24 protein-coding genes are annotated in these 25,893 nt (G+C 62.5%); 7 read left to right on the top strand and 17 right to left on the bottom strand.

The genetic code is table 11. The annotated features are described in order from the left end of the window. The first annotated feature begins 75 nt into the window (after positions 1-75). Genes PXK01_RS15995 through PXK01_RS15970 form a run of 6 tightly spaced genes read left to right on the top strand, consistent with a single transcriptional unit; the run spans position 76 to position 7,227 of the window. Entirely contained in the window at positions 76-642 is a 567-nt protein-coding gene (locus tag PXK01_RS15995) for a nuclear transport factor 2 family protein (RefSeq protein ID WP_274860845.1), read from the top strand. Then, positions 639-2,333 carry a hydantoinase B/oxoprolinase family protein gene (locus tag PXK01_RS15990; protein ID WP_274860843.1) on the top strand — a complete coding sequence of 565 codons (1,695 nt, stop codon included), beginning with the start codon at positions 639-641 and terminating at the stop codon, positions 2,331-2,333. The genes PXK01_RS15995 and PXK01_RS15990 overlap by 4 nt, the downstream gene beginning before the upstream one ends. Further along, positions 2,330-4,393: a hydantoinase/oxoprolinase family protein gene (locus PXK01_RS15985; protein ID WP_274860841.1), complete on the top strand. Its 2,064-nt coding sequence runs from the start codon at positions 2,330-2,332 to the stop codon at positions 4,391-4,393. The genes PXK01_RS15990 and PXK01_RS15985 overlap by 4 nt, the downstream gene beginning before the upstream one ends. Further along, positions 4,390-5,010, top strand: a complete 621-nt coding sequence (locus tag PXK01_RS15980) for a cysteine hydrolase family protein (RefSeq protein ID WP_274860840.1) — start codon at positions 4,390-4,392, stop codon at positions 5,008-5,010. The genes PXK01_RS15985 and PXK01_RS15980 overlap by 4 nt, the downstream gene beginning before the upstream one ends. Continuing rightward, entirely contained in the window at positions 5,007-5,873 is an 867-nt protein-coding gene (locus PXK01_RS15975; RefSeq protein ID WP_274860838.1) for an isocitrate lyase/PEP mutase family protein, read from the top strand. The genes PXK01_RS15980 and PXK01_RS15975 overlap by 4 nt, the downstream gene beginning before the upstream one ends. After that, the gene (locus PXK01_RS15970; RefSeq protein ID WP_274860836.1) at positions 5,854-7,227 is read left to right on the top strand and encodes an FAD-dependent oxidoreductase; all 1,374 of its coding nucleotides are present in this window, start codon (positions 5,854-5,856) and stop codon (positions 7,225-7,227) included. The genes PXK01_RS15975 and PXK01_RS15970 overlap by 20 nt, the downstream gene beginning before the upstream one ends. Before the next feature lie 109 nt (positions 7,228-7,336). On the opposite strand, the gene PXK01_RS15965 is transcribed toward PXK01_RS15970, so the two are convergent. From PXK01_RS15965 to PXK01_RS15930, 8 genes are all read right to left on the bottom strand, one after another. Next, the gene (locus tag PXK01_RS15965) at positions 7,337-8,413 is read right to left on the bottom strand and encodes a protein-glutamate methylesterase/protein-glutamine glutaminase (protein WP_274860835.1); all 1,077 of its coding nucleotides are present in this window, start codon (positions 8,411-8,413) and stop codon (positions 7,337-7,339) included. A 2-nt stretch (positions 8,414-8,415) separates the two neighbouring features. After that, entirely contained in the window at positions 8,416-9,288 is an 873-nt protein-coding gene (locus tag PXK01_RS15960) for a CheR family methyltransferase (protein WP_274860834.1), read from the bottom strand. 72 nt (positions 9,289-9,360) lie between these two features. Further along, entirely contained in the window at positions 9,361-9,894 is a 534-nt protein-coding gene (locus PXK01_RS15955) for a chemotaxis protein CheW (RefSeq protein WP_274860833.1), read from the bottom strand. 21 nt (positions 9,895-9,915) lie between these two features. Further along, positions 9,916-12,078, bottom strand: a complete 2,163-nt coding sequence (locus PXK01_RS15950; RefSeq protein ID WP_274860832.1) for a HAMP domain-containing methyl-accepting chemotaxis protein — start codon at positions 12,076-12,078, stop codon at positions 9,916-9,918. 17 nt (positions 12,079-12,095) lie between these two features. Next, a complete protein-coding gene (locus PXK01_RS15945; protein WP_274860831.1) occupies positions 12,096-12,584 on the bottom strand; it encodes a chemotaxis protein CheW in 489 nt (162 codons plus the stop codon). Positions 12,585-12,587: 3 nt separating this feature from the next. Then, on the bottom strand, positions 12,588-14,654 hold the full coding sequence (locus PXK01_RS15940; protein WP_274860829.1) for a chemotaxis protein CheA: 2,067 nt from the start codon (positions 14,652-14,654) through the stop codon (positions 12,588-12,590). Positions 14,655-14,658: 4 nt separating this feature from the next. Further along, the gene (locus tag PXK01_RS15935) at positions 14,659-15,024 is read right to left on the bottom strand and encodes a response regulator (protein WP_274860828.1); all 366 of its coding nucleotides are present in this window, start codon (positions 15,022-15,024) and stop codon (positions 14,659-14,661) included. Next, a complete protein-coding gene (locus PXK01_RS15930; RefSeq protein WP_274848721.1) occupies positions 15,021-15,293 on the bottom strand; it encodes a hypothetical protein in 273 nt (90 codons plus the stop codon). The genes PXK01_RS15935 and PXK01_RS15930 overlap by 4 nt, the downstream gene beginning before the upstream one ends. A gap of 217 nt (positions 15,294-15,510) precedes the next feature. Between PXK01_RS15930 and PXK01_RS15925 the strand changes: the two genes are divergently transcribed. Further along, complete coding sequence (locus PXK01_RS15925) at positions 15,511-17,136, top strand: hypothetical protein (protein ID WP_274860827.1); 1,626 nt, start codon at positions 15,511-15,513, stop codon at positions 17,134-17,136. A 15-nt stretch (positions 17,137-17,151) separates the two neighbouring features. Here the strand turns inward: PXK01_RS15925 and PXK01_RS15920 are convergent, their stop codons facing one another. The 9 genes from PXK01_RS15920 to PXK01_RS15880 form a co-directional block, all read right to left on the bottom strand. Further along, positions 17,152-18,747, bottom strand: coding sequence for an acyl-CoA dehydrogenase family protein (locus tag PXK01_RS15920; RefSeq protein ID WP_274860826.1), 1,596 nt, complete (start codon positions 18,745-18,747; stop codon positions 17,152-17,154). Positions 18,748-18,750: 3 nt separating this feature from the next. Continuing rightward, positions 18,751-19,215, bottom strand: a complete 465-nt coding sequence (locus tag PXK01_RS15915; protein ID WP_274860824.1) for a DUF3237 domain-containing protein — start codon at positions 19,213-19,215, stop codon at positions 18,751-18,753. Position 19,216: 1 nt separating this feature from the next. Then, positions 19,217-20,089 (bottom strand): amidohydrolase family protein, encoded by an 873-nt coding sequence (locus tag PXK01_RS15910; RefSeq protein WP_274860823.1) that lies wholly within the window; start codon positions 20,087-20,089, stop codon positions 19,217-19,219. Between the two features lie 14 nt (positions 20,090-20,103). Further along, a complete protein-coding gene (locus PXK01_RS15905) occupies positions 20,104-21,918 on the bottom strand; it encodes a feruloyl-CoA synthase (protein WP_274860822.1) in 1,815 nt (604 codons plus the stop codon). Between the two features lie 3 nt (positions 21,919-21,921). Then, positions 21,922-22,404 carry a MarR family winged helix-turn-helix transcriptional regulator gene (locus PXK01_RS15900; RefSeq protein ID WP_274848714.1) on the bottom strand — a complete coding sequence of 161 codons (483 nt, stop codon included), beginning with the start codon at positions 22,402-22,404 and terminating at the stop codon, positions 21,922-21,924. A 4-nt stretch (positions 22,405-22,408) separates the two neighbouring features. Then, positions 22,409-23,176 carry a crotonase/enoyl-CoA hydratase family protein gene (locus tag PXK01_RS15895; RefSeq protein WP_274860821.1) on the bottom strand — a complete coding sequence of 256 codons (768 nt, stop codon included), beginning with the start codon at positions 23,174-23,176 and terminating at the stop codon, positions 22,409-22,411. A 14-nt stretch (positions 23,177-23,190) separates the two neighbouring features. Continuing rightward, on the bottom strand, positions 23,191-23,955 hold the full coding sequence (locus tag PXK01_RS15890) for an SDR family NAD(P)-dependent oxidoreductase (RefSeq protein ID WP_274848712.1): 765 nt from the start codon (positions 23,953-23,955) through the stop codon (positions 23,191-23,193). 313 nt (positions 23,956-24,268) lie between these two features. Continuing rightward, positions 24,269-25,279, bottom strand: coding sequence for a GGDEF domain-containing protein (locus tag PXK01_RS15885; RefSeq protein ID WP_274848711.1), 1,011 nt, complete (start codon positions 25,277-25,279; stop codon positions 24,269-24,271). Then, on the bottom strand, positions 25,276-25,863 hold the full coding sequence (locus tag PXK01_RS15880; RefSeq protein WP_274860819.1) for a heme NO-binding domain-containing protein: 588 nt from the start codon (positions 25,861-25,863) through the stop codon (positions 25,276-25,278). The genes PXK01_RS15885 and PXK01_RS15880 overlap by 4 nt, the downstream gene beginning before the upstream one ends. Positions 25,864-25,893: the final 30 nt, after the last annotated feature.

Here is a 25,893-nt window from a genome sequence, read left to right as displayed (position 1 = left end):
AATATCCAAAATTTTTCTCTGGAAAGATACAATATATGTATTACAGATAATACCGATTAACCGAGGAATGCTGCCATGCCGATTGTCGAACTGCATGTTTTAGAGGGCTATAACAGTCAGGAAAAACAACGCCTTGGCGAGGCTTTGACGGATGCGGTGCGATTCGTCGTGCCGGCCGCGCCCGATCTCGTGACGGTGATGATCCACGATATGCCGACAGACAGTTATTACCGGGGCCGCAGGCAGCGCAGCCCGGCACCGGCGCGCCCGGATCCCGCGCAGATCGTCAAAGACTACCTCGCCGCGATGGAAGCCCGCGATCTGGAAACCGCGCACGGCCTGCTGGGCGATGGCTTTAGCATGACCTTCCCCGGAACCCGCCCCATGCACAGTCTCGAAGAGCTGATCGAATGGTCGAAACCGCGCTACAAATTCGTCACCAAGACCTATGAAGGCTTTGACGCGATGATGGGCACAAAAGAGGCCGCACTCGTCTATTGCCGCGGCACGCTGCAGGGCGAATACCACGATGGCGGCGCCTTTGACGGCATTCGCTTTATCGACCGCTTCGAGGTCACAGGCGGCAAGATCACGAAACAAGAGGTCTGGAACGACATGGCCGAAGTAAAGGCAAGCACATGAGCGAGATTGATCCCATCACCCTTTCGGTTCTGGCGGGCCGCATGGAGCAGATCGCCGACGAGATGGACGCGACCCTGTTTCGCGCCGCCTTCAACCCGATCATCGCCGAGGCGCATGATGCCAGCCATGGTCTTTATCACGCGACATCGGGCGATACGCTGGTGCAGGGGAAATCGGGCCTGCCCATCTTCGTGGGCGTCATGTCCTTTGCGGTGAAAGCCGTGATCGAAAAGGCCGCCAGGGATGGCGACCTGCAGGATGGCGACATCTATATCTTCAACGACGCCCATATCGGCGGCACCCACCTGTCGGACATGCGCCTGGTGCGGCCCTATTTCCGCGATGGGAAGCTGTTCTGCTATCTCGCCTCGGTCGGGCATTGGCATGACGTGGGCGGTGCTGTGCCGGGCAACTACAACCCGGCCGCAACAGATGTGTTCCAGGAAGCCTTCAACCTGCCGCCGGTGAAACTCGCCCGCGGCGGAAAGATCAACCAGGACATCATCGATATCCTGCTGCGCAACACCCGCCTGCCGCAATCGGCCATGGGGGATCTGAACGGCCAGCTCGGCGCGCTGGATCTGGGCGTCAAGCGGATGGACGAATTGCTGGACGAATATGGCGCCAAGACGATCACCGCCGCGCTGGAAGCACTGGGCCACCGTGCCGAGGCGCTGATGCGGTCGGAACTGACCGATCTGCCCGATGGCCGCTGGGAGGCAGAGGATTATCTCGACAATGACGGGATCACCGATGAGCCGCTGAAGATCCGCATCGCGCTCGAGATCAAGGGCGATGAAATGACGTTGGATTTCACCGGGTCTTCGCCGCAATGCGCGGGGCCTGTGAACATCGCCCTGCCAACCACCGTGGCAACCGCCTATGTGGCGATCAAACATGTCTTTCCCGCCCTGCCCGCCAATGCCGGCGTAATGCGGCCCATCGATGTGATCGTGCCCGAAGGCAGCCTGCTGGCGGCGCAGTTTCCCGCGCCCACGGGGGGCTATACAGAAACCATCCTGCGCATGATCGACGTGGTGTTTTCCGCCTTTGCCCAGGCAGCGCCGGACCGTGTGGTCGCCAATGCCTATGGCACGATCAACGCGCTCTCCATCGCGGGCAAGCGCAAGAACGGACAGCCATGGGTGATGTTCTCCTTCTATGGCGGCGGACATGGCGGCTCGATCGAGACGGACGGGCTCAACCACGGCAATGCGCCCATTTCGACCGCGACGATCCCGCCGCTCGAAATTCTGGAGGCCGCCTATCCGGTGATGTTCCGCAAATGGGCGCTGCGCCCCGACAGCGCCGGTGCAGGCGCCCATCGCGGTGGCATGGGCGCGGTCTATGAGATCGAAGTGCTGGAAGAAAACGGCGCAGAGGCGTTTCTGTTTGGCGAACGCGGGCGATTTGCCCCCAAGGGTATCGCAGGCGGCGGCGATGCGGCGATGAATGCCTTTCAGTATGAACAGGATGACGGCTGGCACAGCCCGCCGCTGGCCTCAAAAATGCGCGGCATCACCCTGAAGGCTGGCCAGGCCGTGCGCCTCGAAACACCGGGCGGCGGCGGCTATGGCGCAACGTCCGAGCGCGACCCCAAGGCCGTGGCCCGCGACGTTGCACGCGGGTTGGTCAGCGAAGAACAGGCAGATGCCATCTATGGCACGAATTGGCGGGAGGGCGCAGCATGAGCAGCCGAATGATTGGTGTCGATGTTGGCGGCACCTTTACGGATGTTTTCGTCCTGAACGAGGCAGAAGGCACCGCAAGCGTCGCCAAGGTCCCCACGACGCGCCCCGATCAATCGGGCGGCTTTCTGGATGGGATCGGGCGCGAGGTTCAGGATCTCTCGGAGATTGCCGTGGTGGTGCATGGCACCACGGCGGGCACCAATGCGCTGCTTGAACGCAAGGGCGCAAAAACCGGAGTGATCTGCACCGAAGGTCTGCGCGATGTCCTGGAAATGCGCCGCCGCGACAGACCGCGCACATGGGGCTTGCGCGGGGATTTCGAACCGGTGGTGGACCGCCGCAACCGGCTGGAAGTGCCCGAGCGGACCCTGGCCGATGGCACCATCCGCACCCCTGTGGACCTGGATGCCGTGCGCAAGGCGGCCAAAACGCTGCAGGAACAGGGCTGCGAAGCCGTGGCGATCCTCTTTGCCAATGCCTATGCCAATACCGCCAACGAAGATGCCGCCGTCGCCGCGCTGCGCGAGGTCTGGCACAATGAACATGTCTCGGCCTCCTCCGAGATCCTGCCGGAAATCCGCGAGTTCGAACGTTTCTCCACCACCGCGCTCAATGCCTATCTGCAACCCGAGGTCTCGGGCTACCTGGGGCGGCTGGAAAACGCGCTCAAGGCGGGGGGCTTTGATGGCGAATTCATGATCGTGCAATCCAATGGCGGCGTCATGGCAGTCGATACCGCCTGCCGCCTGCCGGTGCGCACGGCGCTCTCCGGTCCCGCCGCAGGGGTCATCGCCGCGGGCTATATCGCCCAGTCGGCAGGGTTCGAGAATATCATCACCGGGGATATGGGCGGAACCAGCTTTGATGTGTCGCTGATCGCCGAAGGGCAATCCATGCTGTCGCCGCAGACCGCGATCGATTTCGGCATGGTGGTGCGCAACCCGATGATCGAGATCACCACGATTGGCGCAGGCGGCGGCTCCATCGCCTGGGTCGACAAGGGCGGATTGCTCAACATCGGCCCCGAAAGCGCGGGCAGCAATCCCGGCCCCGTGGCTTACGGCCTTGGCAACACGCGGCCCACCGTGACGGATGCCAATGTGGTGCTGGGCCGGATCGACCCGGACAACCCCATTGGCGGCAAGCTGGACCGTCTGGACGTCGAGGCCGCGAGCCGGGCAATCGACACGCATGTGGGCGCGCCGCTGGGTCTCAGCACCGTCGAAGCCGCCGAGGCCATCCTGAAGGTTGCCAACAGCCGCATGGCGGGGGCAATCCGCCTGGTCAGCATCGAACGCGGCTTTGATCCCAAGCGCTTTGCCTTCATGCCCTTTGGCGGCGGCGGCGCGCTTCATGCGGGCGCGATGCTGGCCGAGGTAGGCATTTCCCGGGCCATCGTGCCGCGCTATCCCGGGGTTACATCCGCCATGGGCTGTGTGATCGCCGATATGCGCCAGGATTTCGTGCAAACCATCAACTCGCTGGTCGACACGCTGGACGCAGCGGCGCTGGGAGCCTTCATGCAGGATCACGCGGACCAGGGCATGGCGCTGTTGGATGCCGCCCGCACCACTTTTGAAGCGCGTGAGCTGAGTTTCGAGCTGGACATGGCCTATATCGGGCAAACCCATACCGTATCGGTGCCCCTGACCGTGAAAACGGCAGGCGGCAAGGTGACCCCTCCGACGCGCGCCGAGATCGAAGAGGCCTTTGACACCGCCTATCGCGCCACCTTTGGCCGGTTGTTGCAGAACGGTGTGCGGCGCATCCTGAACCTGCGCAGCGCCATCACCGGCAAACGCCCGAAATTCGACCTGCACGCTCTGGCGCCCTCCGGGGCAGGCTCGGCCAAGCCGATCGGCCAGAGACAGGTGCATTTTGCCGACGCCTGGTATGACACCGCGATCTATGACCGGCTTGCCCTGCCGGTGGGAACTGTGATCAAAGGCCCTGCAATTCTGACGCAACCCGACACCACTGTTCTGGTCGAGCCCGACTTGCAGGGGCGCGTGGACCGGTTCGGCAACACCATCATCGAACCCTCGGAGGAGGCATCATGAGCAATCCAGCCGCATGGGACATGGCGCGCACGGCGCTTCTGACGATTGATCTGCAGAACGATTTCATCCACCCCGAAGGCGCCTATGGCCGCGCGGGCCAGACGGCGGACAGCATCGCCGCCCTGCCCGATCGCATCGCACCCTTGGCACGGGCCCTGCAGGCCAGGGGCGGGCGCTATTTCTCGGCACAGTTCACCCTGGTGCCGGACAAGGATGGCGAGCCGCTGATCGCGCCGCACCTCAAGGAGTTGCGGCCCTTTCTCGGCAAGGGCGACTTCGCGCCGGGCAGCTTTGGGCACAGCCTTGTGGACAGGCTGCAGCCTGCGGATTTCGTGATCGAGAAGGTCGCCTATTCGGCCTTCTACCAGACGCGGCTGGAATACCTGATGCGCGCACTGGACATCGACCACCTGATCGTCGGCGGCATCGTGACCAATGGCGGCGTGGCCTCGACCTTACGCGATGCGCATCTGCGCAACATAGACACCGTGATGTTGACGGATGGCTGCGCCGCCTTCCGGCAGGAGGTGCATGACGCCACGCTCCTGTCGCTGGGCACGGTGACCCACCAGATGAGCTGCGCTGAGGCGCTGGCCCTGATCGAGGGTGCGTCATGAGCCTGCGCACACGCCTTCAGAACAAGGACATCGTCGTCGCACCTGGGGTCTATGACGGGTTGACCGCCTCTCTGGCCGAAGCCGCAGGTTTTGAGGCGCTGTATCTCAGTGGCGCCGCGGTCGCCTATACGCGACTGGGACGACCTGACATTGGCCTCACCACCGCCTCCGAGATGGCCGATACCATGACGCTGATTGCCGACCGCACCCCGCTGCCGGTGATCATCGACGCCGATACCGGCTTTGGCAATGCGCTCAACGCCCAGCGCACCATGCGGCTTTATGAACGCGCGGGCGCCTCGGCGTTGCAGATGGAGGATCAGACCTACCCCAAGCGCTGCGGCCACCTGGCGGACAAGTCGCTGATCCCTCCTTCTGAAATGGTGGGCAAGATCGCCGCCATGGCCGACGCCCGCACCAGCGACGAGACGCTGATCATCGCCCGCACCGATGCGATTGCCGTCGAGGGATTTGCCGCCGCCGAAGACCGCGCCGAGGCCTATCTCGAGGCAGGCGCGGATGTGCTCTTCATCGAGGCGCCGCAGAACCGCGATCAGCTTGAAACCATTGCACAGCGTTTCGCAACACGCATGCCGCTTCTGGCCAATATGGTCGAAGGCGGCGCCACCCCGATCACCGGCGCGGACGACCTTGAAAGCTTAGGTTTTTCCATCGTCATCTTTCCCGGCGGCATTGTCCGCGCGCTGGCCCGCACCGCGCAGGACTATTACCAGAGCCTGGCGCGGCACGGCTCCAACAAGCCCTTTGCCGACCGGATGTTCGATTTTGGCGGTCTCAACGGCGTGATCGGGACGGATGAGATGCTGAAAAAGGGTGCGCGCTATGACGGCACCGACAGTTGACACCCCGCCCGCGCGTTTTGACCTTGAGGTTGAAACGCTCATCATCGGCGCCGGTGCCTGCGGGCTGGTTGCCGCGCTGTCCGCGCAAGAAGCCGGACAAGAAGTTCTGGTGATCGAGGCCGATGCCATCCCCTCCGGCTCCACCGCCCTGTCGGCGGGGTTGATCCCGGCGGCGGGCACAAGGCTGCAACAGGAGGCGGGTATCGAAGACAGCCCGACCCGGTTCGCCGCCGACATCCAGGCCAAGGCCCACAGTGAGAACGACCCGGCGCTGGTGACTCTTCTGGCAGAAAATGCCGCCCCGGTGATCGACTGGCTGGTGCAGAAACATGGCCTGCCGTTTTCGGTTGTCGATGATTTCGACTATCCCGGCCACTCGGCCCGTCGCATGCATGGGCTGCCGACGCGCGCGGGCACCGAACTGATCGACGCGCTGCGCAGCGCTGCCGAGGAGGCCGGGATCGACATCATCTGCGAACGCCGCGCCGAGACGCTGTTCTTTGCGGGCGGCCTGGTGCATGGCATCGCCGCGCGCCGCCCCGATGGCGGGGTGGAAACCATCGGCTGCCGGCGCCTGATCCTGGCCTGCAACGGCTATGGCGGCAACCGCGCATTGGTCGCCCAGCATATGCCAGAGATCGAAAGCGGGCTGTGGTTCGGACATGACGGCAACCGGGGCGAGGCCGTGCTTTGGGCCGATCAGATTGGGGCCGCGACGGAGCATCTTGGCGCCTATCAGGGCCACGGCAATGTTGCTCATCCTCATGGGATCCTGATCACCTGGGCCACGATCACCGAAGGCGGCGTGCAGGTGAACCGCGACGGCAAACGGTTCTGGAACGAGGCACAGGGCTATTCCGAGGCGGCCCGCGCCGTGCTGTCGCAGCCGGGCGGCGAAGCCTTCACCATCTTTGACGCCCGTATCGCGGGCATTGCCCGGCAATTCGAAGATTTCAAGCGCGCCGAAGCCCAAGGTGCGGTCAAGAGTGCCGACACGTTGGACGCACTGGCCCGCATCCTGGGGTTACCCGCCGATGCGCTCAATGAAACCATCGCCACTATCCCAACGGGCAGCACCGATGATTTTGGCCGCACATTCGGCGCAACTGGCCTTGCTCCACCCTATTGCGGCGTGCGGGTGACCGGGGCCTTGTTTCATACGCAGGGCGGCCTGCGTGTGGACGAAACAGCACGCGCCCTCACCGCCGAAGGTGTTCCGATTGCAAATCTTTTTGCTGGCGGTGGCGCCGCCTGCGGCGTGTCGGGCCGCGCCGACAGCGGCTACCTGTCCGGCAACGGCCTGCTGGCCGCGGTGGTCCTTGGGCGTATCGCCGGAACCGCCGCCCTCACGTAAGAACAGCGCGTCCTCCCCTTTTCAGCGGGGCGCGCGCGAATGTCCCCGGGGCATGCGACACGGACATGAGGTGAACTGACAGCGGACTGCGGTACCCTGCCCGGGCCGATCAGGCCGCAGAGAGCCGCCGGATGGCGGCAGCAATACGATCCAGATGCACCTCTTCCTCCACCCCTCCGGCCTTCATCGCCTCCTTGGGCATGCCATAGACCACGCAGCTTTCTTCGCTTTGTCCCAATGTGCGGGCGCCTGCCTCGCGCATTTCCAGCAGGCCCTTGGCCCCATCATCGCCCATGCCCGTCATGATGACACCAACCGCGTTCTTGCCGGCATATTGCGCAACCGAACGGAACATCACGTCAACCGACGGCCTGTGGCGCGACACCAGGGGGCCATCCTTGACCTCGACCCCGTAAGTAGCTCCGCTGCGCGTCAGCAGCGTGTGGTGATTTCCCGGCGCGATCAACACATGGCCCCGCAGCATGCGATCGCCACTGCGCGCTTCGCGGACGGTCACATCGCAGACACTGTCCAACCGGCGGGCAAAGGCCGCGGTAAAGGTCTCGGGCATGTGCTGCACCACCAGCGTCGGCGGGCAATCGATCGGCAGGCTTTCCAGTACCACCCGCAACGCCTCTGTGCCGCCGGTGGAGGCGCCAATCGCGATGACCTTTTCGGTGGTGCGGGCCATCGCCTTGACCGGAGGCGCCAGCATGGCATCTGCGCTCAGTTTCTTCTGGGTCTTCGGCCTGCGCACGATCTGCAACCGCGCCTGGGCGGCGGCCTTGACCGTATCGCATAGGGTGGTGCAGGCCTCCTCGAAGAACTCGCGGATCCCCAGTTCCGGCTTCAGGACGATATCAACGGCCCCTGCATCCAAGGCTTGGGCCAGCGTCTCCGACCGGTCGGTCACCAGGGTCGAGCAGATCACGACCGGGATCGGTTTCTGAGCCATCAGGCGCCGCAGGAAGGTGATGCCATCCATACGCGGCATCTCGACGTCCAGGGTGATCACATCCGGCACCTGCCGCCTGATGCGCTCTGCCGCAACCAGAGGATCCGAGGCCACGCCGATGACCTCCAGATCGGGGTCTGCATCCAGGATTGTCTGCATGGCCTGGCGCACCACGGCGCTGTCATCGACCACAAGAACCTTCCACGGGCCACGCCGACGTTCAAGTCCCATGCTCACACCTTTTCGTAGATTGAAGGCCCGATGGAGCGCAGGCCCGCGCGGGGAGAGACCGCCTCGGCATGGCCGGTGAACAAGATCCCCCCGGGCCGCAAGCGCCCCACCACGGCGGACAGGACACGCTCCTGCACATCTTCGGGAAAGTAGATCAGCACGTTGCGAAGAAAGGCAATATCCGCTCCAAAATCGCGAACGCCGACCAGGTTGCTGAGATTGGCCCATTCGAACGTCGCCCGCTCACGCAACTCCGGAACGATCCGGTAGTAGGGCCGCCGCTCCAGATCCGTCGCGGTCCGGGACCGCATCAGGTATCGCTGGCGCTGTGCCGGGGCGACGCCCTCGATCTCGATCGCGGAATAGGTCGCGCCCTTGGCTTTCTTCAACACCGGGCGGGAGATATCGGTCCCGATCAACTGGTATTTCCTGAGGCCACCGGGGCTGCGGGCCGCATCCTCCAGCACCATGGCCGCCGACCACAGCTCGGCGCCGGTCGAACAGGCCGCGCTCCAGACCGTCAGCGGACGCTCAAACCCCGCGCCGCGTTCACCGATCCGCTCCAGGCCCTCGCGGACCAGCCAGTCATATTGGTGACGCTCGCGGAAAAAGCTGGTGGTATGGGTGGTCAGCGCCTCCACAAGGCAGCGCAGTTCGCTGCCCGCAGTGTCGGCATCGAGAAGATCCATATAGGCGTCATAGCCGTCCAGCCCCAGGGCATTCAGGCGCCGGGACACGCGCAGATGGATGAACTCGGTCTTGCCCGGATTGATCTTGACCCCCGAAGCCGCAAAGGCCCGATCCACCAGGATGCGGCACTGGTCGGCGCTCGGCTCGACCATAGGGCTGTGAATGGGGGGTGCAGCCAGGTTCATGTCCAAGGTCCCATACTCGCAAGATCAGCGTTTGCATCCGGCCCGGCAGGCCCGGAACAAAGCGCCCGATGATTACCCAAAATCAAAGTCGCCAACCTTGTCGGTCGTGACCAGGAACTGTTCGATCTGCAGGATCAACGCGATCCCGTCCTGGGTGCGAATGACACCGTCAACCCCGTCGCCCTGCCAATCCGCACCGGTCTTTGCCACCGGTTCGATGTCTTCATCCGGCACCTCGCGGACGCGCAGCACCTGATCGGCAACCACGCCAATCGACAAGGCGCTGCCGCCATCGTCCACTTCGAAGACGATGATCCTGGCATCATGGCTGATCTCGGGCATCATTCCCAGCCGCGCTGCCAGATCCACGATGGCGATGCCCTGGTTTCTGAGGTCAATGACGCCCACAACATCCGGCGGCGCCTTTGGCAGCGGCAGGATTTCGCAAACCACCAGAACCTCGCGCACGGAGCGCACATCCACCGCAAAGATCCGCGCGCCAAGCCGGAACATCAGATAGGTGGCCTGTGTCGCCTCTTCTGACGCTTCCATCTCCCAGGAGCCACCGCCGGACGGCTGGTCGCCCCTGAGTGTCTCGGCTCTCATCAGCTGACCCCCTGTCATGGCTCAGGAGGCCGCCTGATGACGCTCGAATTCCGCATCCGAGAGTTCCTCCGGGCCAAGGTCCAGTGCAAAGCCGCCCTCTTCGGCCTTGGGCGCCACCCGCACCGGGGCCGGTTTGGCTGCGGGGCTGGGCTGTGCCGCCTTTTCGGGGGCTGGCCTGCGTTGCGCCGAAGCCCCTGCTGAGGCCGTACCCAGATCGAAATAGGAGATCAGGCCGCGCAGCTGGTCCGATTGCGTCGCCAGCGACTGAGAGACCGACGCCGCTTCGGTCGCCGACGCCGCATTCTGCTGGATGACCGTGTCCAATTCGCGAATGGCCAGGTTGATCTGATCGGCGCCCACATTCTGTTCGCGGGTCGCGGCCGAGATTTCCTGCACCAGATCCGAGGTCCGCTGGATGCTGGGCAGAAGCGCCTGCAGCATGTCTCCGGCGCGTTCGCTGACTTCAACCGTACGCCCGGACAGGTCGCCAATCTCGGCGGCGGCCTGCTGGCTGCGTTCGGCCAGCTTGCGCACCTCGGAGGCCACCACCGCAAAGCCCTTGCCATGGCTGCCGGCACGGGCAGCCTCGACCGCAGCGTTCAGGGCCAGCAGATCCGTCTGGCGGGCGATTTCCTGGATGATGTTGATCTTCTCGGCAATGGTTTTCATTGCAACCACCGCTTCGGCCACGGCTTCACCGCTTTCGGCAGCCTCCTTGGAGGATTGAACGGCGATCTTTTCGGTCTGGGCCGCGTTGTCCGCGGTCTGACGGATATTGCCGGTCATCTGCTCCATCGCGGCGCTGGCTTCCTCGGCCGCGGCGGCCTGTTCGGTCGACCCCTGGCTAAGCTGTTCGGAGGTCGCGCTCATGGCGATGCTGCCATCGGCAACAGCCGCAGAGCTGATTGTCGCCCCTTCCATGACTTCGCGCAGTTTCTCGATCATCTTTTCCAGCGCAATGCCAAGACCATCGTAGTCAGAACGGCGGGTGACATTCACCGTCAGGTCGCCATCGGCAATCCGTTCCGCCACCGTGGCCATGCCGCAGAGCGCATCGTTCATCGCCTTCATCTCGTTCATCAGGTCGCCGATCTCATCCTTCGACGTGTTGGAGGTATCGATCCGGCGATCCCCCGCTGCCACCTTGCGCACCAGTGCGGTCGCCCGGGCCAGCCCACGCCCTATGGACACGGACAAGAGTATCGCGGCGGCAAGTCCCACCACGATGGCAACTGCGGCCCCCGTCAGCAGCGTGGTGCGAGCCGTGGTGTAATGCGCGGCCGACACATTTGTTTCTTCCTGCATGGCACCGATATTATGTTCGACGATCTCACCCAGGATGGCCTTGGCGGCGCCAATGACCTCTGCGGTCGGACCCGCAAACAGCTCTGCAGCCTCTGCGTTGGTATCCTCACGCACCAAGGCAAGGGCTTGGCCACTTGTGCGTTCGACATCTGCCAACGCCTTTGCCAAATCGGAGAGGGCGCCATTGTCCGCCTGCCGATAGCTGCGCTGCAGGGTTTCAAGGATCGATCCTGCTTCCGCCATCTTTGTCTCGGCCAGTTCAATGTAAGCCTGGCGTTTCTTGGGGTCCGCTTCGAGCAGGGCGTTCTTCTCGGCGATCTTGGCCGCAGCCACGATGCCTGCCATCCGCGCAATAGACGTGCTGCCCCCCGTCAGGTCGCTTACCCCACCGGCAAAGCGGGCCTGACTGTCCTGAAAATGCACATATGCATCATGACCTTCGCCCTGCGAAACCTCCAGCGCGCGCCCATTGCTGTTGGCATGCAGAAGGGCCGAGATTTCCTTTTCCAGAGCGAGGTAGCGCGCCAGTTCCGCATCAAACTCCTGAAGCTGCCCCTGCACCTGTTGATCCGCGATCTCTCCCAAGGTCACACGATGGCCATGCAGGGTCTCGACAACCTCCTTGAGGTGATGCTCATAGGCGTCCAGCTCTTCTGCGTCCCGTGCCAGCAGCATTTCCGCCTGCAGCGCCTCGATTTCCAGGAATTCCGCTTCCATCTCTGCCGCGATCAGCGCGCTTTTCGAGGTCACGCTGACCAGATGTTCAAGATCCGAATGCGACCCTGCAAGACGGGTGATCGAAATCCAGGCCAGGCCACTCATAAGGATCAGAACGGTGGCAAAAGCACCGATCAATTTCTTTTTGATAGTCAACTTCATGCCATTGTCTCCAGAGTTCAGGCGGCCACGGAACGGTCGGCGGCCGGCGCAAAAGTCGTTTCGGTTTCAAGTAGGATCACAAGTTCGCCGTTGTGGCGGATGGCGCCACGCAGATAGGCCTGAGGCCAGGCGGCCCCAAGCTGCGGAACCTGCTCCATGGAGGAGCGGTCGTATTCGATGACCTGCTCCACGCTGTCGGCGCAGAACGCCAGTTTTTGCGGTGTGCATTCGATCGGATGTTCGAAGACGATCATCCGCCCATCGTCCTCGGACGCGCCCGGGGCAAGCCCCAGCCTGTGGCGGATATCGATCACCGGGACCACCGCGCCACGGACATTTATCAACCCGGGCGCAAAGGGGCCTGCGTTGGGCACCGGCGTGGCGCGCTGCGGATCGAGGATTTCATGCACCCAAGTGACGGAGATTGCAAAGGCCTCTCCGTCCAGGCGGAAGATCAGCAGCATTCCGGTGTTAGAGGTCTCTTGTGTCATGTCATCTGTCTGCATCGCTCATGCCGCCTTTCTGGGGCCCTGATCACGGCGGGTCTCGGCCCATCTGATCAGGGTGGCCACATCGATGATCAGGGCCACGCGGCCATCGCCCAGGATGGTCGCGCCGCCCAGACCGGGGATGTCCTTGTGATAGGCGCTCAGCCCCTTGATGACGGTCTGGCTTTGTCCCAGGATATCGTCCACCACCAGGCCCGCCCGCATGCCATCGACCCGGACCACCACCACGCGGCGCCCGGCATCCGGTTTGGCGGTCTGACCGAACAGCGCGTCCAGCTCCAGATAGGGCACCATTTCATCGCGGATCTGCAGCAGGGAGCGGCCGCTGTCGCGTTTGCTTTCGGCTTCATCCATCTCGACGCATTCCTCGACCGCCGAGAGCGGGATCACGTAGACCGACTCTCCCAGTCGCACCCGCAGCCCATCGATGATCGCCATGGTCACGGGAAGCCGCAGGGTGATGCGGGTGCCCTGGCCTGCGCGGGACAGCACATGGATACTGCCTCCCAGCGCATCGATGGTGGTTTTCACCGCATCCATGCCCACACCGCGCCCCGACACCGAGGACACCACCTTGGCCGTGGAGAAACCGGGTTCAAAAATCAAATGGTGCAGGTCCTGTTCGCTGAGTTCGGCCTCGGGATCGATCAACTCCCGCTCGATGGCGCGGGCCCGAATCGCCTCTGCATCCAGACCTTTGCCATTGTCCTCGATCGAAACGAGGATCTCGCCGCCCTCCTGACAGGCCGAAAGCCAGAGAGAGCCCTGCGGGGTCTTCCCCTGAGCCTGGCGGTCTTCAGCGGTCTCAAGCCCATGATCGACAGAGTTTCGGATCATATGCACCAAGGGTTCGCTGATGCGGTCGATGACGTTCTTGTCGATTTCGGTTTCACCACCTTCGGTGATCAGGCGAATATCCTTGCCAAGATCGGCTGACAGATCCCGCACCACGCGGCGAAACTTGCCGAAAACGGATTCGATCGGCAGCATGCGGATGGAAAGGGTGGCGTCGCGCAACCCCATCACCAGGCGCTGCACATCTTCCACCACGGTTTCCAGAGTCGGATCGGAAATCTCCTCCGACACCGCCTCCAGACGTGCCTGCGCAATCACCAATTCCCCCAGCGCATCCATCATGTCGTCCAGCCGGGAGGAGGTGACGCGGATGCTCTCGGATTTGGCAGCTGTCGGCAGCTTTGCCTTCGGTTCGGATTTGGGTTGGGCTGCGGCCTGCGAGGGCGCCGGGGCCGCAGCAGCCGGTACCTGCGCCACCGCGGGCTCGGCACTGTCTGTCGCCGGGGTTTCTGGCGCCGGGGTTTCCTCAACTGAGATTTCGGGCGTCATTTCGGTGATCGAAAGATCCGCGTCATCGGCAAAGATGAACACATCTTCCACCGCCTCGCGCCCTTCGGCGGTTTCCAGCTCCACGATCCAGCCCAGCACTGCCTCTGTCGGATCGAGTTCGGTCAAGCGCGGCACCGCCGAAACGTCCAGCGACACCTGGATCTTGCCGAGATCGGCAAGCTCCCGCATCAACAGATCGGGCCGCATGCCATTGCGCAGCGCATCCTGTGCCGGCGTGAAGCGGATCAGGAAGGTCTGCACCCCTGTCGGCGCTGGTGCCGCAGTTTCGCCCGCATCTGCCTCGACCTTACCCGGGGCCTCGATACTCTCCTCGGACGTCCCGGTCAGGTTTGACAGCCGCTCCACAATGGCAGAGACCTCTGGCGAGACAAGCAGTGCCTCCGCCTCTGGTCCGTCGCCGCCCAGATCCAGGAACGACACCATGAGATCCCGCGCCGCAAGCGACAGATCGATCAGATCCCGTTCCACCTGCAACGCCCCGTCGCGCACCAGGTCATAGGCGTTTTCGAAGTGATGGGTAAAGCGGGACAGGGCCGTATAGCCGAACATGCTGCCCGATCCCTTGACCGTATGCAGCGCCCGGAAGATCTCGTCGATCCTGGCCGAGGTGACATCGTCTTCCAGTTCCAGAAACGAGTCCTCAAGCTCGGCCAGCAATTCCCGCGCCTCAAGAACAAATGCTTCGGTCGCCTGTTCGATCATCGCCTTATCCCAGCAGCTTTCTCGTGACCGCGATCAGCTTGTCGGTATCGAACGGCTTGTTGATCCATCCGGTTGCACCGGCGGCCTTTCCCTTGGCCTTCATTTCGGGCGAGGATTCGGTGGTCAGCATCACGATCGGAACGCCGGTTCCGGCGGCGTCACGCCGCGCGTTAGAGATGAAATCGATCCCATTCATGACCGGCATGTTTAGATCGGTAATAACCAATGCTGGCCGCTCCGATCTCAGCTTTTGCAGCCCATCGGCGCCATTTTCCGCGGAAACAACCCTGAAACCCTGAGGCTCCAGAGTAAATGCCACCATATCACGAACGGCCTTACTATCATCAATTGTCAGAATGGTTTTTGTCATTCCTCACCCTCATTCCTCTTTACATTCGACCGTGTCGCGAATTGCGACGCGATTGGCCCCAACACATATGACAGACTGCGCTTGCGCATCTCTTCAATTCCGGCAAACAGAATTTGAAGGGACACCTGACTGGCGCTTTCCCCTTTGATTTCAATAAGTAATTCTTGATCCCGACAGGCTCCGATCGCCTCCAACAGCAGCGTTTGCTCCGCCTTTGCAGAATGCGCATCAAGATCATGTGCCAGATTGAATTCCGCGGGAACACTCATCTCAAGAACTTACCCTCAGATTGTTTTCACCACCAAAGTGCAGTATCAGTGTGAAATTTCAATTAATGGGATTTTTTATAATCACCTAATTCAGAAGGCGGCTTTACCTCAAATTCACAAAAGAATGTCAGGCTGAGATATAAAGATCCTCACATCGCAAAAATAAAGTAAAATCATGCAACTTCCGCAAAAAGATCGTAAAACAAAATCGCTCTCTATGGATGTATTCACGGAATGCTCGACCGTTGCGATTCGACTGTCTCACGATGGCAACAAAGCGTTCTCGCGGTTGATTGAATGCCTGTCAGCGGTTCGGGATCTGCAGACCACAGCCCTGGCCGACCTCGGCCGCTTTGCAGAATTGGCGGCAGGCGAGCAGGACAGTGGCAAGGATCCCTTGCAAGCCCTGTGCACCAGCATTCAAGCCATGCATCGCGCCCTGGACGTTTTTTGCACCGCTCATGCGGCCAGCGAAACGCATGCCTGCAATGCCGAGGTTGAACGGCAGCTTTCGGACATCAATCGCCATGGTCAGACGCTTTCGGTTGTGGCGACCCTGACAAAGACGACCGCGGCCTCCTACGGCACATCTGCCTTTGTCGAATATGTGGATGACCTGGCGCGAATCGCGCTTGTCATTCGCGATGCCTCGGAATCTGTCCTATCGACCCTGGCTGAACTCGAAGACCGCGAGGGCACAAGCCTGGCCAGTTGTCGGGATGGGCTGGCCCTGGTCAGCCGCCTGATGCAGATCGTCAGCGCGCGGGCCGAAGAGATCAGCCGTTTGCATACGGATGAACGCCAGGCTGCAACCGCCATTGCCGAGGCGGCAGATGCGCTGGTGCAGCGCAGCAATCAGCAGATGAAGGTTTTTGTGACCGCTGTGCAGTTTTCCGACCGTCTGGCGCAGCGCCTGGATCACCTGGCGCAGATATTGAACCGCGACGGCCAGAACGTCGAGGCGCTGGCCGCAGCTCATGCCCGCAGCATCGCAGGCGATGTTACCGGGGTCGCCGAGGAGGTGTCGACGGCGATGCAGGCGCTCTCGGAGATCTGGCGCAAGGGGGCTGAAATCTACTCGGCCGGCGCCATTGCCCGCTCCATCGAAGACAGTCTCGATACACGCCGGGAAACCGCCCGTTTCATCGTGCGGCAATTCGCTGAAATCCGCGATGCCCTGAATTCCACGGCCAAGGATGCCGATACCCTGCCCGGGACCATTGAAGCCGCCAACCAGAGCTTTAACCGCCTGGAAAGCAGCACCAAATCGGTGGCCTATTCCGCCATGAACTCTTCGCTGCTGGCCTCAAGATCGGAAGAGGCCCGTCATGCGATGGCAACTCTTTCCTTTGAAGTGCGCGCAACCGCTGCCAAATGTCTTGCGGCGGTACAGGGCAGCCAAAAAGAGCTGCAAACCCTGGCGGAAAACTCGAAGTTCGGCGTCGATGATCTGATCAGCACCGGCACCGCGCTGGATCAGGCCATCACCGCCTATGAAAGCGAGATCGAACTGGGGCAACACCGGCTGGACCAGCTGGACCAGCTGCGCACCCAGGCGGCAGACGTCACCGCACGGCTGTTGGAACTGGTCCAGGATGCCATTCAATCGATGCAGGAGGTGTTGGAGGTATCCGATCAACTGGGTGACATGGCCGCGTCGCTTGAGGACATGCCGCCTGCACAGGCGCCCGACGAAACGGTGCTTGCGGAGATCTGGGACACTTATAGCATGGATGATGAGCGCGCCGTACACGCCGCACTCTACCCGAATGCCGGACAACAGATCACAACGCCTGCCGAAGCAGCGACAGACAGCGACGATCTGGACGGCGTCTTTTTCTGAGCCTTTGGGCGCGGTTTACGCCGACCCTGAGCCTATTGCCCGCAGCTGCGTCAAACGCGCCGGGCGCCAGGCAGCAATTTCCGCCAATTGAACTGCAGCAACACGGGAAAGCCGCTCTGGCTGCGGATGCGCTGCGGCCTGCGCCACCATCCGGTGCCACAGCGCTGTCAAAAGCGCATCCCGTGTCAGCAGGTAAAACACGTGGGCAAAGGGAGTCGGGTCGTCCTGGTTCAGCAGATCCTGGCGCGCCTCTTGCCAATCGGCCAATGCCTCTGCGACCTCCGGATGGCCTTCACCGGCCAGAAATGCCGCAAAGGCATCGGCGGGCGCCGCGCCCAGCAGCCGCGTGGCCAGCATTCGTTCGTGAATGCCGTTGGCCCCCTCGTAGATCGCGCAGATCCGCGCGTCCCTGTAGGTCTGTTCCAGCCGGTATTCGCGCAGGTAGCCATAGCCGCCCAGCACCTGAATGCCCTGCTCGGCGCCGCGGATCCCGGCCTCGGTGCCGCTGACCTTTGCAAGCGGCGTCAGGAACTCCACCAGATCGGGGGTGTCGCCCCGCTCCATGGTGACAAAGGCCAGATGTGCAATGGCGCGGGCGCCAAGGGCAGCGGCGTCGATCTCATCCAGCATGCGGCGCACGTCGGCGTGACCATCCAGGGTGACCGTCTGCCCCTCCGCACCGCGCCCCTGCTGACGCTCCGCCGCGTAAGATCCAGCCACATCATAGGCGCGGGCCGCATGGGCCACACCCTGCAGCGCCACATCGGAACGCGCGTGGTTCATCATCGTGAACATCGCCATCAGCCCCTGCCCCTCGGCACCGATCAGCTCTGCCTCGGCGCCGTCAAAGGCCAGCTGGCAAGTGGGCGAGGCATGCAGGCCCATCTTTTCCTCGATCCGGGTGACGGTGACACCATTGCGACTGCCATCCGCGCGGGTGCAGGGACAGAGGAACAGCGACAGCCCCTTGATGCCATTGTCAGAGGTCCGCGCCAGCACCAGATGCAGGATCTTGTCGCTCATGTCCTGATCGCCGCCGGAGATAAAGATCTTCTCGCCGGTGATCTGCCAGCCGCCTCCATCGGGGGTCGCGCGGCAGCGCACGCGCGACAGGTCCGATCCCGCGCCGGGCTCGGTCAGGCACATGGTGGCCAGTGTTTCACCCGAGGCAAGCGACGGCAGGTAGCACGCCTGCTGGTCTTCGCTGCCGAACCGCAACAGGGTGCGCGCGGCGCCGGGGACCAGCCCGGTGACCATCTGCATGGAATGGTTGGCGCCGGAAAAAATCTCCGACGTGATCGCCAGCATCATCGCCCCCATGCCCTGACCACCGAACTCTTCGGGGATGGTCAGCCCCGGCCAGCCCTGTTCGGCATAGGAGGCGTAGAGTTTCTTGAACCCGGCGGGCATCGTCACGCGGCCATCCGTCAGGGTGCATCCCTCAAGATCACCGGGTTCATCCAGCGGCGCGATCTCACCTTCGGCAAAGGCGGCGAAATGCCCTGCAATCTCCGATGCGAATTCCGCATCCCAATCGGGCAGATCCCTGGCGCCTGCCACATGGTTCAGGGTGAACAGGATATCCTCAACCGGTGCAACAAATGGCTTCACTGGTTACTCCACTGCAAAATAGTCGATTTCCACGGCCGAGGCGCGCCGGATGCCGGAACAGACAAACAGCATGTGATTGACCCAAAGATAGCGGTCATCACCGGTTTCCAGCCGCGCCGCCGTGCGCATGTAGTAGCTGGCGGGATCCACGTCCTCGCCCCTGGCCAGGCGCGCGATCACCTCCGCCGGGCCATGGCGGCTGCCCACGTTGACGATCTCGATCACCGCGCCGTCCTCGGTCTTCACCGCATAGCGCGTATCGAGATGCGCAGCCCCGTCGGCATAGATGGTCTGCCAGTCGGCACCGAGGTTCAGCACCTCGCCGGTCAAATCGGGGCCAAGCGCCCTGCCCCCGATGATCGGTATGATCCGCCGCACACCCGCACGCCCCTGCCCCAGTTCCATCGGCGGGCCAAGCTCAACCCGAAGGCGGAAGGCATGGCGTAGCTTGGGTGCGGGGATCTCCATCTTACTCGACCCCGAGCAGACGCATGGCGTTGCCCTTGATGATGTCTTCGCGCAGGTGGTCCTTGATCGCGATCTTCTCGAAATCCGCCAGCCAGCGTTCCGGCGTGATCATCGGCCAGTCAGACCCGAACAGCACCTTCTTCTTCAGGATCGAATTGCAGTATTTCACCAGGATGTCCGGGAAGTATTTGGGCGACCAGCCGGAGAGATCGATATAGACGTTGGGCTTGTGCTGGGCCACCGACAGCGCCTCTTCCTGCCAGGGGAAGGAGGGGTGCGCGAGGATGATCTTCATCTCGGGGAAGTCCACCGCCACGTCATCCATATACATCGGGTTGGAATACTTCAGCCGCATCCCGTTGCCGCCGGGCATGCCGCTGCCGACGCCAGTCTGGCCGGTGTGGAACAGGGCGATACCGCCCTCTTCGGCGATGGCTTCATATAGATCATAGGCCATGCGGTCATTGGCATAGAACCCCTGCATGGTGGGGTGGAACTTGAACCCCTTGATGCCGAAATCCTTGATCAGGCGGCGTGCCTCGCGGGCGCCCATCTTGCCCTTATGCGGGTCGATGCTGGCAAAGGGGATCAGCACATCGTCGTTTTCGGCCGCCAGTTCCGCAACTTCCTCGTTCTTGTAGCGGCGATAGCCGGTCTCGCGCTCGGCATCGACCGGGAAGATCACGGCGGCGATGTTCTGCTTGCGATAGTGGGCAGCTGTTTCCGGCACGGTGGGCGGATGCTGCCAGGGCGCGCCAAAATAGTTGGCCATGGTGGCCTGCAGCTCATCATAGCCGTCATCGGCATGGCAACCGCAGGGTTCTTCGGCGTGGGTGTGAAAGTCGATCGCACGGACCTTGGAAAAATCTACCATTGTCTTTGTTCCTGTCAGAGTTTCGCAGTACCGCTGGCGGCATCGTCATAAAGCCGCTCCAGCAGATTAGCGCGGCGCGTCAGCACCTTGCGGAAGTTGAGGTTGCCCTTGGCGGTGATCTCGGCATCGGTGAGGGAGGGCGGTTCGGCCAGCACGATGGCCCGTGCCACCCGGGTGGAGGATCCGGAAATCCGCCCGGCGCGTTCGTTCAGCCGGTGATGGATCTCGGACAGCAGCTGCGGACAGACCAAGGCGCCGCCGTCTTCCTCCAGGGTGTAGCCCGCCGCCTCGATGGCTTCCGTGTTGGGGAAGATCATCACGCCGATCTCATCCCGGTCCTGCCCGGTGACCACCAGATCAGCGGCCAGCGGCGCCAGGGTCGAAAGCATCTCAATGCGAAGGCCCGCCGCCCGCACCCAGGTGCCGGTCAGCAGCTTGAAGTCCTCGGAAATACGGCCGTCAAAACGCATCCCCTTGTTGATGTCGCCCTTGTCGACAAACACCATGGCATCACCGGTGATGAAATAGCCTTCGTCGTCAAAGGCATCGGCGGTCTTTTCCGGATCCTCGAAATAGCCGGGCATCACGTTCGGCCCCTTGACGCGCATCTCGCAACGCATGTCATCGTCCGGGATCAGCTTCAGGGTCACACCGGTCATCGGCACCCCCACCACGCCCGAGCTTTCGGTCGGCTCCTGCTGGATCATCGTTGCAGGCGCGGTTTCGGTCAGCCCCCAGGAGGAGGTCATCAGCGGAACCTCGCCCTTGATCTCCATCGCCATGGTTTCAAAGCCGGTCCAGACCTCCTGCGGCAGGGAGGCGCCCGCGTAGAAGATCATGTCCAGATCCTCAAAGAACCGCTGGCGCAGGCCCGCGTCCTTTTCCAGCGCCTCCAGCAGCATGGCAAAGCCCATGGGCACGTTGAACACCAGGCTGCCGGTCACCATCGACAGGTTTTCCACGGTGCGGTCAAAGAGGCCCTTCACCGGCTTGCCGTCGTCGATGTAGAAGCTGCCGCCATTGGCCAGCATCATGTTGAAGTTATGCGAGCCGCCAAAGACATGGTTCCAGGGCAGCCAATCCACGATACGCGGCGGGCGCGCGCGCAGGAACGGCAGGCTGTCGGCCAGCTGGGCTTGGTTCACGCACATCATCCGCTGGGTGGTCAGCACCCCCTTGGGATTGGAGGTGGAGCCGCTGGTCATCAGGATCTTGGCAACGGTATCGGGCGTCACCTTGGCAAAGCCCGCATCCACATCGACGCCCGCATCCCCCTTCAAGAGTTCCGCGAAAGGCGTGACATTGGCGCCGCCAGTGCGGGTGGCGACGATCTCGACGCCCTCAAGTGCGTCCAGCTTGAGCGCCTCGCCATACTGATCGGCATCGACCACATAGGCCATCTTGGGGCGCACCAGTTCGATGGCGTGACGCAGCCGCCCGTGGGCACCATGGATCAGCGAATACTGCTCGGCCACGGGCACGGTGGGCACACCGGCATATTGCGCGCCCAGTGACAGAAGCCCGTGATCGACGCCGTTGCCGGACATGATCAGGATCGGCGTCTCCGCCCCCATGCCCCGCGCCAGCAGGGAGGCCGCAATGGCGCGCACCTGCTGCAGGGTCGCAGCGTAGCTTTCCTCGCGCCAGCCCGCACCGCTGCGTTCGGCCAGAAACACGCGGGTCGGGGCTTCATCCGCCCAGTGGTGCAGCCAGTCCCCGGTGCGATCCGTCACCGGACCCAGGTCATAGTCCGAGCGCAGCAGGATGCTGCCATCCGCCCGGTCTTCGCGGTTCACCGCATGGGGTAGAAAGCTAGAGGTCCGTTTCATCACTCATCCTTTCGCCTGGTGTTTCTGGATCACTTCAAGGGCCGCAACCACCGTGTTGCGGGTCTCGGCATCCAAGCCTTCAAGCATCCGTTTTTCGTGGTCCCTCATCGCGGCAAAGGCTTTTTCATAAAGCTGCCGCCCGGCCAGCGTCACCCGCAGCGCATAGGCGCGCCGGTCGGTCGGCACCCGGTCGCGCACGATCAGATCGCGCCGCTCGAGTTCATCAATGACGATCACCAGATTGGGCCGCTCCACATCCATGGCATCGGCCAGCTGCGATTGGCGCAGGCCGGGATTGTCCACGATCAGTGTCAGCGCCGTGTAGGTCAGCATGCGCAGCTCGAAGGGTTTCAGCGTTTGGGTGAGATCCGCCTGCAGCACGTTGAAGGCGCGCTTCATGTGATAGCCGATAAAGCCGCGCAGGGTGGCATCACTGACCTCCGCGCCCTTGGGCTGCAGATCACGATCGGATACAGCTTTCTTCATCTGGTCACCTGAACTTTGGCGCGCGCTTTTCAAGGAAGGCGCGCAGGCCCTCCTCGGCATCGGGCGTGGTCTGCGACAGGGCCGCTGCGAGCGACTCCGTGAACAATCCATCCGCCTGCGACATATCCGTGATACGCGCGATGGACTGGATCATCAGGTAGTTGGACAGGGGCGCGTTGCGGGCGATCTTTCCGGCCAGCGTGCGCGCCAACCCCATCGCCTCGCCCTCGCCCACGGCGTAATGCGCAAGGCCCAGTGCGACGCCGGTTTCGGCGTCATATTTGCGGCCCGTCAACATCATCTCGGTCATGCGGTCCGCGCCCAACAGGCGCCCCACCCGCGCGGTGGCACCGCCCCCCACGAAGATCCCGCGCCGCCCCTCGGGCAGCTGGAAGATTGTCGAAGGCTCGGCAATGCGCACATGGGTGGAACTGGCCAGCTCCAGCCCGCCACCGATCACCGCACCGAACATGGCCGAGACGACCGCCAGCCCGCCGAACTGGATCTTCTCCATCACCCCATGCCACTGGCGCGAGTGATAAAGGTTCTCCTCGGCCGAGCGGTGCACATGTTCAGACAGATCCAAGCCAGAGCAGAAATGCCCTGCCTTGCCGGTCAGGATCACCACGCGCACCTCCTTTGGCGGCGCCGAGAAGAAGGCGTCCAGCGCCTCCAGCAGCTCTTCGCACATGGCGTTGCGCTTGTCCGGGCGGTTCATCACCAGGGTGGCAATGCTGTCTTCGATCTCGATCTTCAGGATGGGGTCGCTCATTGGGGAGGAGTCCTTCAGCGCGGCGGCAGGCGCACGGCGCCGTCCAGCCGGATAGTTGTTCCGTTGAGGAAGGGGTTGGTAACGATCTGCTCGGCCAGAAGCGCATATTCCTCGGGCGCGCCAAGCCGGGCGGGAAACGGGATATTGGCGGTGATCTTGGCGGAAACCTCGGGCGGCAGACCTTCCATCATCGGGGTCTGGAACAGGCCGGGCGCGATGGCCACGACACGAATGCCGCTTTGGGCAAACTCGCGCGCGGCGGGCAGGCACATCGAGGCAATCGCCCCCTTGGAAGCCGCATAGGCCGCCTGCCCCAGCTGGCCGTCCTCATAGGCGACCGACGCGGTGTTGATGATCACGCCGCGCTCGCCATCTTCCAGCGGCTCCAGCTCCGCCATGCGGCGGGCGGCGTGGCTCATCACATTGTAGGTACCAAACAGGTTCACCCGCAGCGTCTTTTCAAAGACATCGAAGGAAAGCTTGCCCTCGCGGCCGACGATGCGCGCCGCCATGCCGACCCCGGCGCAGTTGACCGCGATGCGGGGCGCGCTGCCCAGCTGCTGAACGGCACTGTCCACCGCCGCCCCGACGGCGGCCTCATCGCTCACGTCCACATGCAGCGCGATGCCACCGATCTCGGCCGCGACAGCCTCCGCCCGTTCACTGTCGAAATCGAGGATGGCAACCTTGGCCCCCTTGCCCGCCAGATGCCGCGCCGTGGCAGCACCCAGACCACTGCCGCCGCCCGTGACCAAAGCCACTTGCCCATTGATACGCATGATGCCCTCCCACTTGAATAACAACCATCATCGTTATTCCGCATATCTATTTGAATATAGATATAGCACATAACTAGATTTTGCCAAGCCGTATTTGAGGGAGGCTAATGTATTGAAAAATATACGATTGATGCCGCGCAGGCTTGGCAGACTCACTCTTCGACGGCAGAGCCCGCGTCACGGACAGGAGTCCTGGCCGCACGGTCTGCCTTAAACACACACGACCATCACGCCACGGCACAACAGCGCTCGGACAGAACGAACGCCGCCCGGCAAAGATGCGGAAGATTGAGATCAGAAAAGCTGCCTGCGCCTAGGAATGCTGCTCCAAGACATCCTGTTCCATGCCCTTTTGGTAGAAACAGTGCTGCGCCCGGCCCGCGCCCTTGGCCGCATAGAGGGCCGCATCCGATTCGTTGAGGATCCTTGCCGCCGATACGGTTCCATCATGCCAGATCGACAGGGTGGTCCCTGCGCTGGCAGAGATCTTGCATTCCTTGCCCCCAAAGGGAATGGGAACCTCGATCTCCCGGATCAACCGCTCGGCCAGGGCCTGCAGCTGCCGCTCGTCGCGCAGATCGTTGAAGATCAGAACGAATTCATCGCCGCCAACGCGGGCAACCGTATCCGATTGCCGGGTGCAGTCGACCATGACCCGCGCCACATGTTGCAGCACCGCATCGCCAGCCGCATGGCCCAGAGTGTCATTGACCTGCTTGAAGTAATCGAGATCCAGATGCATCAGGGCGAAGTCCCGACCGCTGGTGATCAGCCGCTCCAGAATGTGATCCATCGCACGGCGGTTTTTCAAACCGGTCAGCGTGTCGGTGAAGGCCTGTTCCTCGGCGGCGATCTTGGCGCCCTGCAGACGCAGGTTCAACTGTCGCGACGCCTCCATCGCGGCGGATTTCGCCTCCACCAGATAGAGCATTTCGATGGTCAGATCGGTGGGCGAGAAATCGGCGCTGGTCAGATCGTAATCCCGCACCGCCTCCAGCACGGAAATCCCGAATGACAGGTTGATGATGGCCCCCCGCCCGTCGGGCAGCGGCACAAGAACGCCCTTGAGGCTGGTCTGCGGGGTATCGCGGAAATGCAGATGCAGCTTGGATCCAGCCGTATTGACCAGATCCTCCATCGAACGGACGCGGCGCGGGCGCGACAGGTCGAAAACGCGGAAGAACCGCCGTCCTTCCCATTTCAGGTCAGGCCGCAGTTTTCGCAAAGTGGGGCCGACCCGCATGATCCGCCCCTTGCCATCGACAATCGCGAACATCGGGCAGATATGATCTGCGATGGCCGCGAGCTGTTCGTCTGTCATCATAGCGAATGGGCCCCCAGATCAAAGCTTCGCCCCTCGGCAAACTCCCGCTCCACAAGGGTAATTGAAATCACATCTGCCCCATCCTGGCTGCCGCTGGACTCCAGGATGACAAGATCGCCGTAATCGTCGGCCATCGCCCGCAGAACGCCCATCATGACATTGGCATAGCCCGGAAGACCGGGCTGGCATACCAATTCGAATTGACCCGGCGCCTGTTCAAATAACTCCAGCCCCGGCAGGTACAGATCGGAAACGGCAAGGCGCGCGCGCCCCGGCAGATCATCAAGGGAATGCAAGAATTCAACGTAGTTCACGCCGCCAAACCGCAACAGCCGACGCAGCGCTTCAACCTGAGGATTGGAGACCAGGAAGGTGCCCATATCCTCCAGCATTTCCGGCAGAGGACGCCCAAGCACCTGCTCCATGGCCTGCAGCATCTTGTTGGATTGCTCATCCGTATAGGTGAGCATGGCCTCGAACTCGCGAAAGCCAAGCCCCGCAAGGTCCATCACCTCTTTCCAACGGTCCGCGCCATAGGTGCTGGTCACAAAAGCCTGAATCGCCCTGTTGATCAGACCATGCATATCTTGGCCCCTCTCTCTACCATAACCCAC

The sequence above is a fragment of the Phaeobacter sp. PT47_59 genome, assembly GCF_028890025.1.
Lineage (GTDB): Bacteria > Pseudomonadota > Alphaproteobacteria > Rhodobacterales > Rhodobacteraceae > Phycobacter.
This window is presented reverse-complemented; position numbering and strand designations above follow the sequence as displayed.

Coding starts and splice junctions, on each gene's coding strand:
- PXK01_RS15975 (WP_274860838.1), top strand. CDS start 5,007: ATGAGCCTGCGCACACGCCTTCAGAACAAGGACATCGTCGTCGCACCT.
- PXK01_RS15960 (WP_274860834.1), bottom strand. CDS start 9,288: ATGAACCTGGCTGCACCCCCCATTCACAGCCCTATGGTCGAGCCGAGC.
- PXK01_RS15945 (WP_274860831.1), bottom strand. CDS start 12,584: ATGCAGACAGATGACATGACACAAGAGACCTCTAACACCGGAATGCTG.
- PXK01_RS15995 (WP_274860845.1), top strand. CDS start 76: ATGCCGATTGTCGAACTGCATGTTTTAGAGGGCTATAACAGTCAGGAA.
- PXK01_RS15890 (WP_274848712.1), bottom strand. CDS start 23,955: ATGCGTATCAATGGGCAAGTGGCTTTGGTCACGGGCGGCGGCAGTGGT.
- PXK01_RS15930 (WP_274848721.1), bottom strand. CDS start 15,293: ATGAGTGTTCCCGCGGAATTCAATCTGGCACATGATCTTGATGCGCAT.
- PXK01_RS15965 (WP_274860835.1), bottom strand. CDS start 8,413: ATGGGACTTGAACGTCGGCGTGGCCCGTGGAAGGTTCTTGTGGTCGAT.
- PXK01_RS15885 (WP_274848711.1), bottom strand. CDS start 25,279: ATGATGACAGACGAACAGCTCGCGGCCATCGCAGATCATATCTGCCCG.
- PXK01_RS15900 (WP_274848714.1), bottom strand. CDS start 22,404: ATGAAGAAAGCTGTATCCGATCGTGATCTGCAGCCCAAGGGCGCGGAG.
- PXK01_RS15935 (WP_274860828.1), bottom strand. CDS start 15,024: ATGACAAAAACCATTCTGACAATTGATGATAGTAAGGCCGTTCGTGAT.
- PXK01_RS15985 (WP_274860841.1), top strand. CDS start 2,330: ATGAGCAGCCGAATGATTGGTGTCGATGTTGGCGGCACCTTTACGGAT.
- PXK01_RS15970 (WP_274860836.1), top strand. CDS start 5,854: ATGACGGCACCGACAGTTGACACCCCGCCCGCGCGTTTTGACCTTGAG.
- PXK01_RS15940 (WP_274860829.1), bottom strand. CDS start 14,654: ATGATCGAACAGGCGACCGAAGCATTTGTTCTTGAGGCGCGGGAATTG.
- PXK01_RS15925 (WP_274860827.1), top strand. CDS start 15,511: ATGGATGTATTCACGGAATGCTCGACCGTTGCGATTCGACTGTCTCAC.
- PXK01_RS15955 (WP_274860833.1), bottom strand. CDS start 9,894: ATGAGAGCCGAGACACTCAGGGGCGACCAGCCGTCCGGCGGTGGCTCC.
- PXK01_RS15905 (WP_274860822.1), bottom strand. CDS start 21,918: ATGAAACGGACCTCTAGCTTTCTACCCCATGCGGTGAACCGCGAAGAC.
- PXK01_RS15910 (WP_274860823.1), bottom strand. CDS start 20,089: ATGGTAGATTTTTCCAAGGTCCGTGCGATCGACTTTCACACCCACGCC.
- PXK01_RS15950 (WP_274860832.1), bottom strand. CDS start 12,078: ATGAAGTTGACTATCAAAAAGAAATTGATCGGTGCTTTTGCCACCGTT.
- PXK01_RS15915 (WP_274860824.1), bottom strand. CDS start 19,215: ATGGAGATCCCCGCACCCAAGCTACGCCATGCCTTCCGCCTTCGGGTT.
- PXK01_RS15895 (WP_274860821.1), bottom strand. CDS start 23,176: ATGAGCGACCCCATCCTGAAGATCGAGATCGAAGACAGCATTGCCACC.
- PXK01_RS15980 (WP_274860840.1), top strand. CDS start 4,390: ATGAGCAATCCAGCCGCATGGGACATGGCGCGCACGGCGCTTCTGACG.
- PXK01_RS15990 (WP_274860843.1), top strand. CDS start 639: ATGAGCGAGATTGATCCCATCACCCTTTCGGTTCTGGCGGGCCGCATG.
- PXK01_RS15880 (WP_274860819.1), bottom strand. CDS start 25,863: ATGCATGGTCTGATCAACAGGGCGATTCAGGCTTTTGTGACCAGCACC.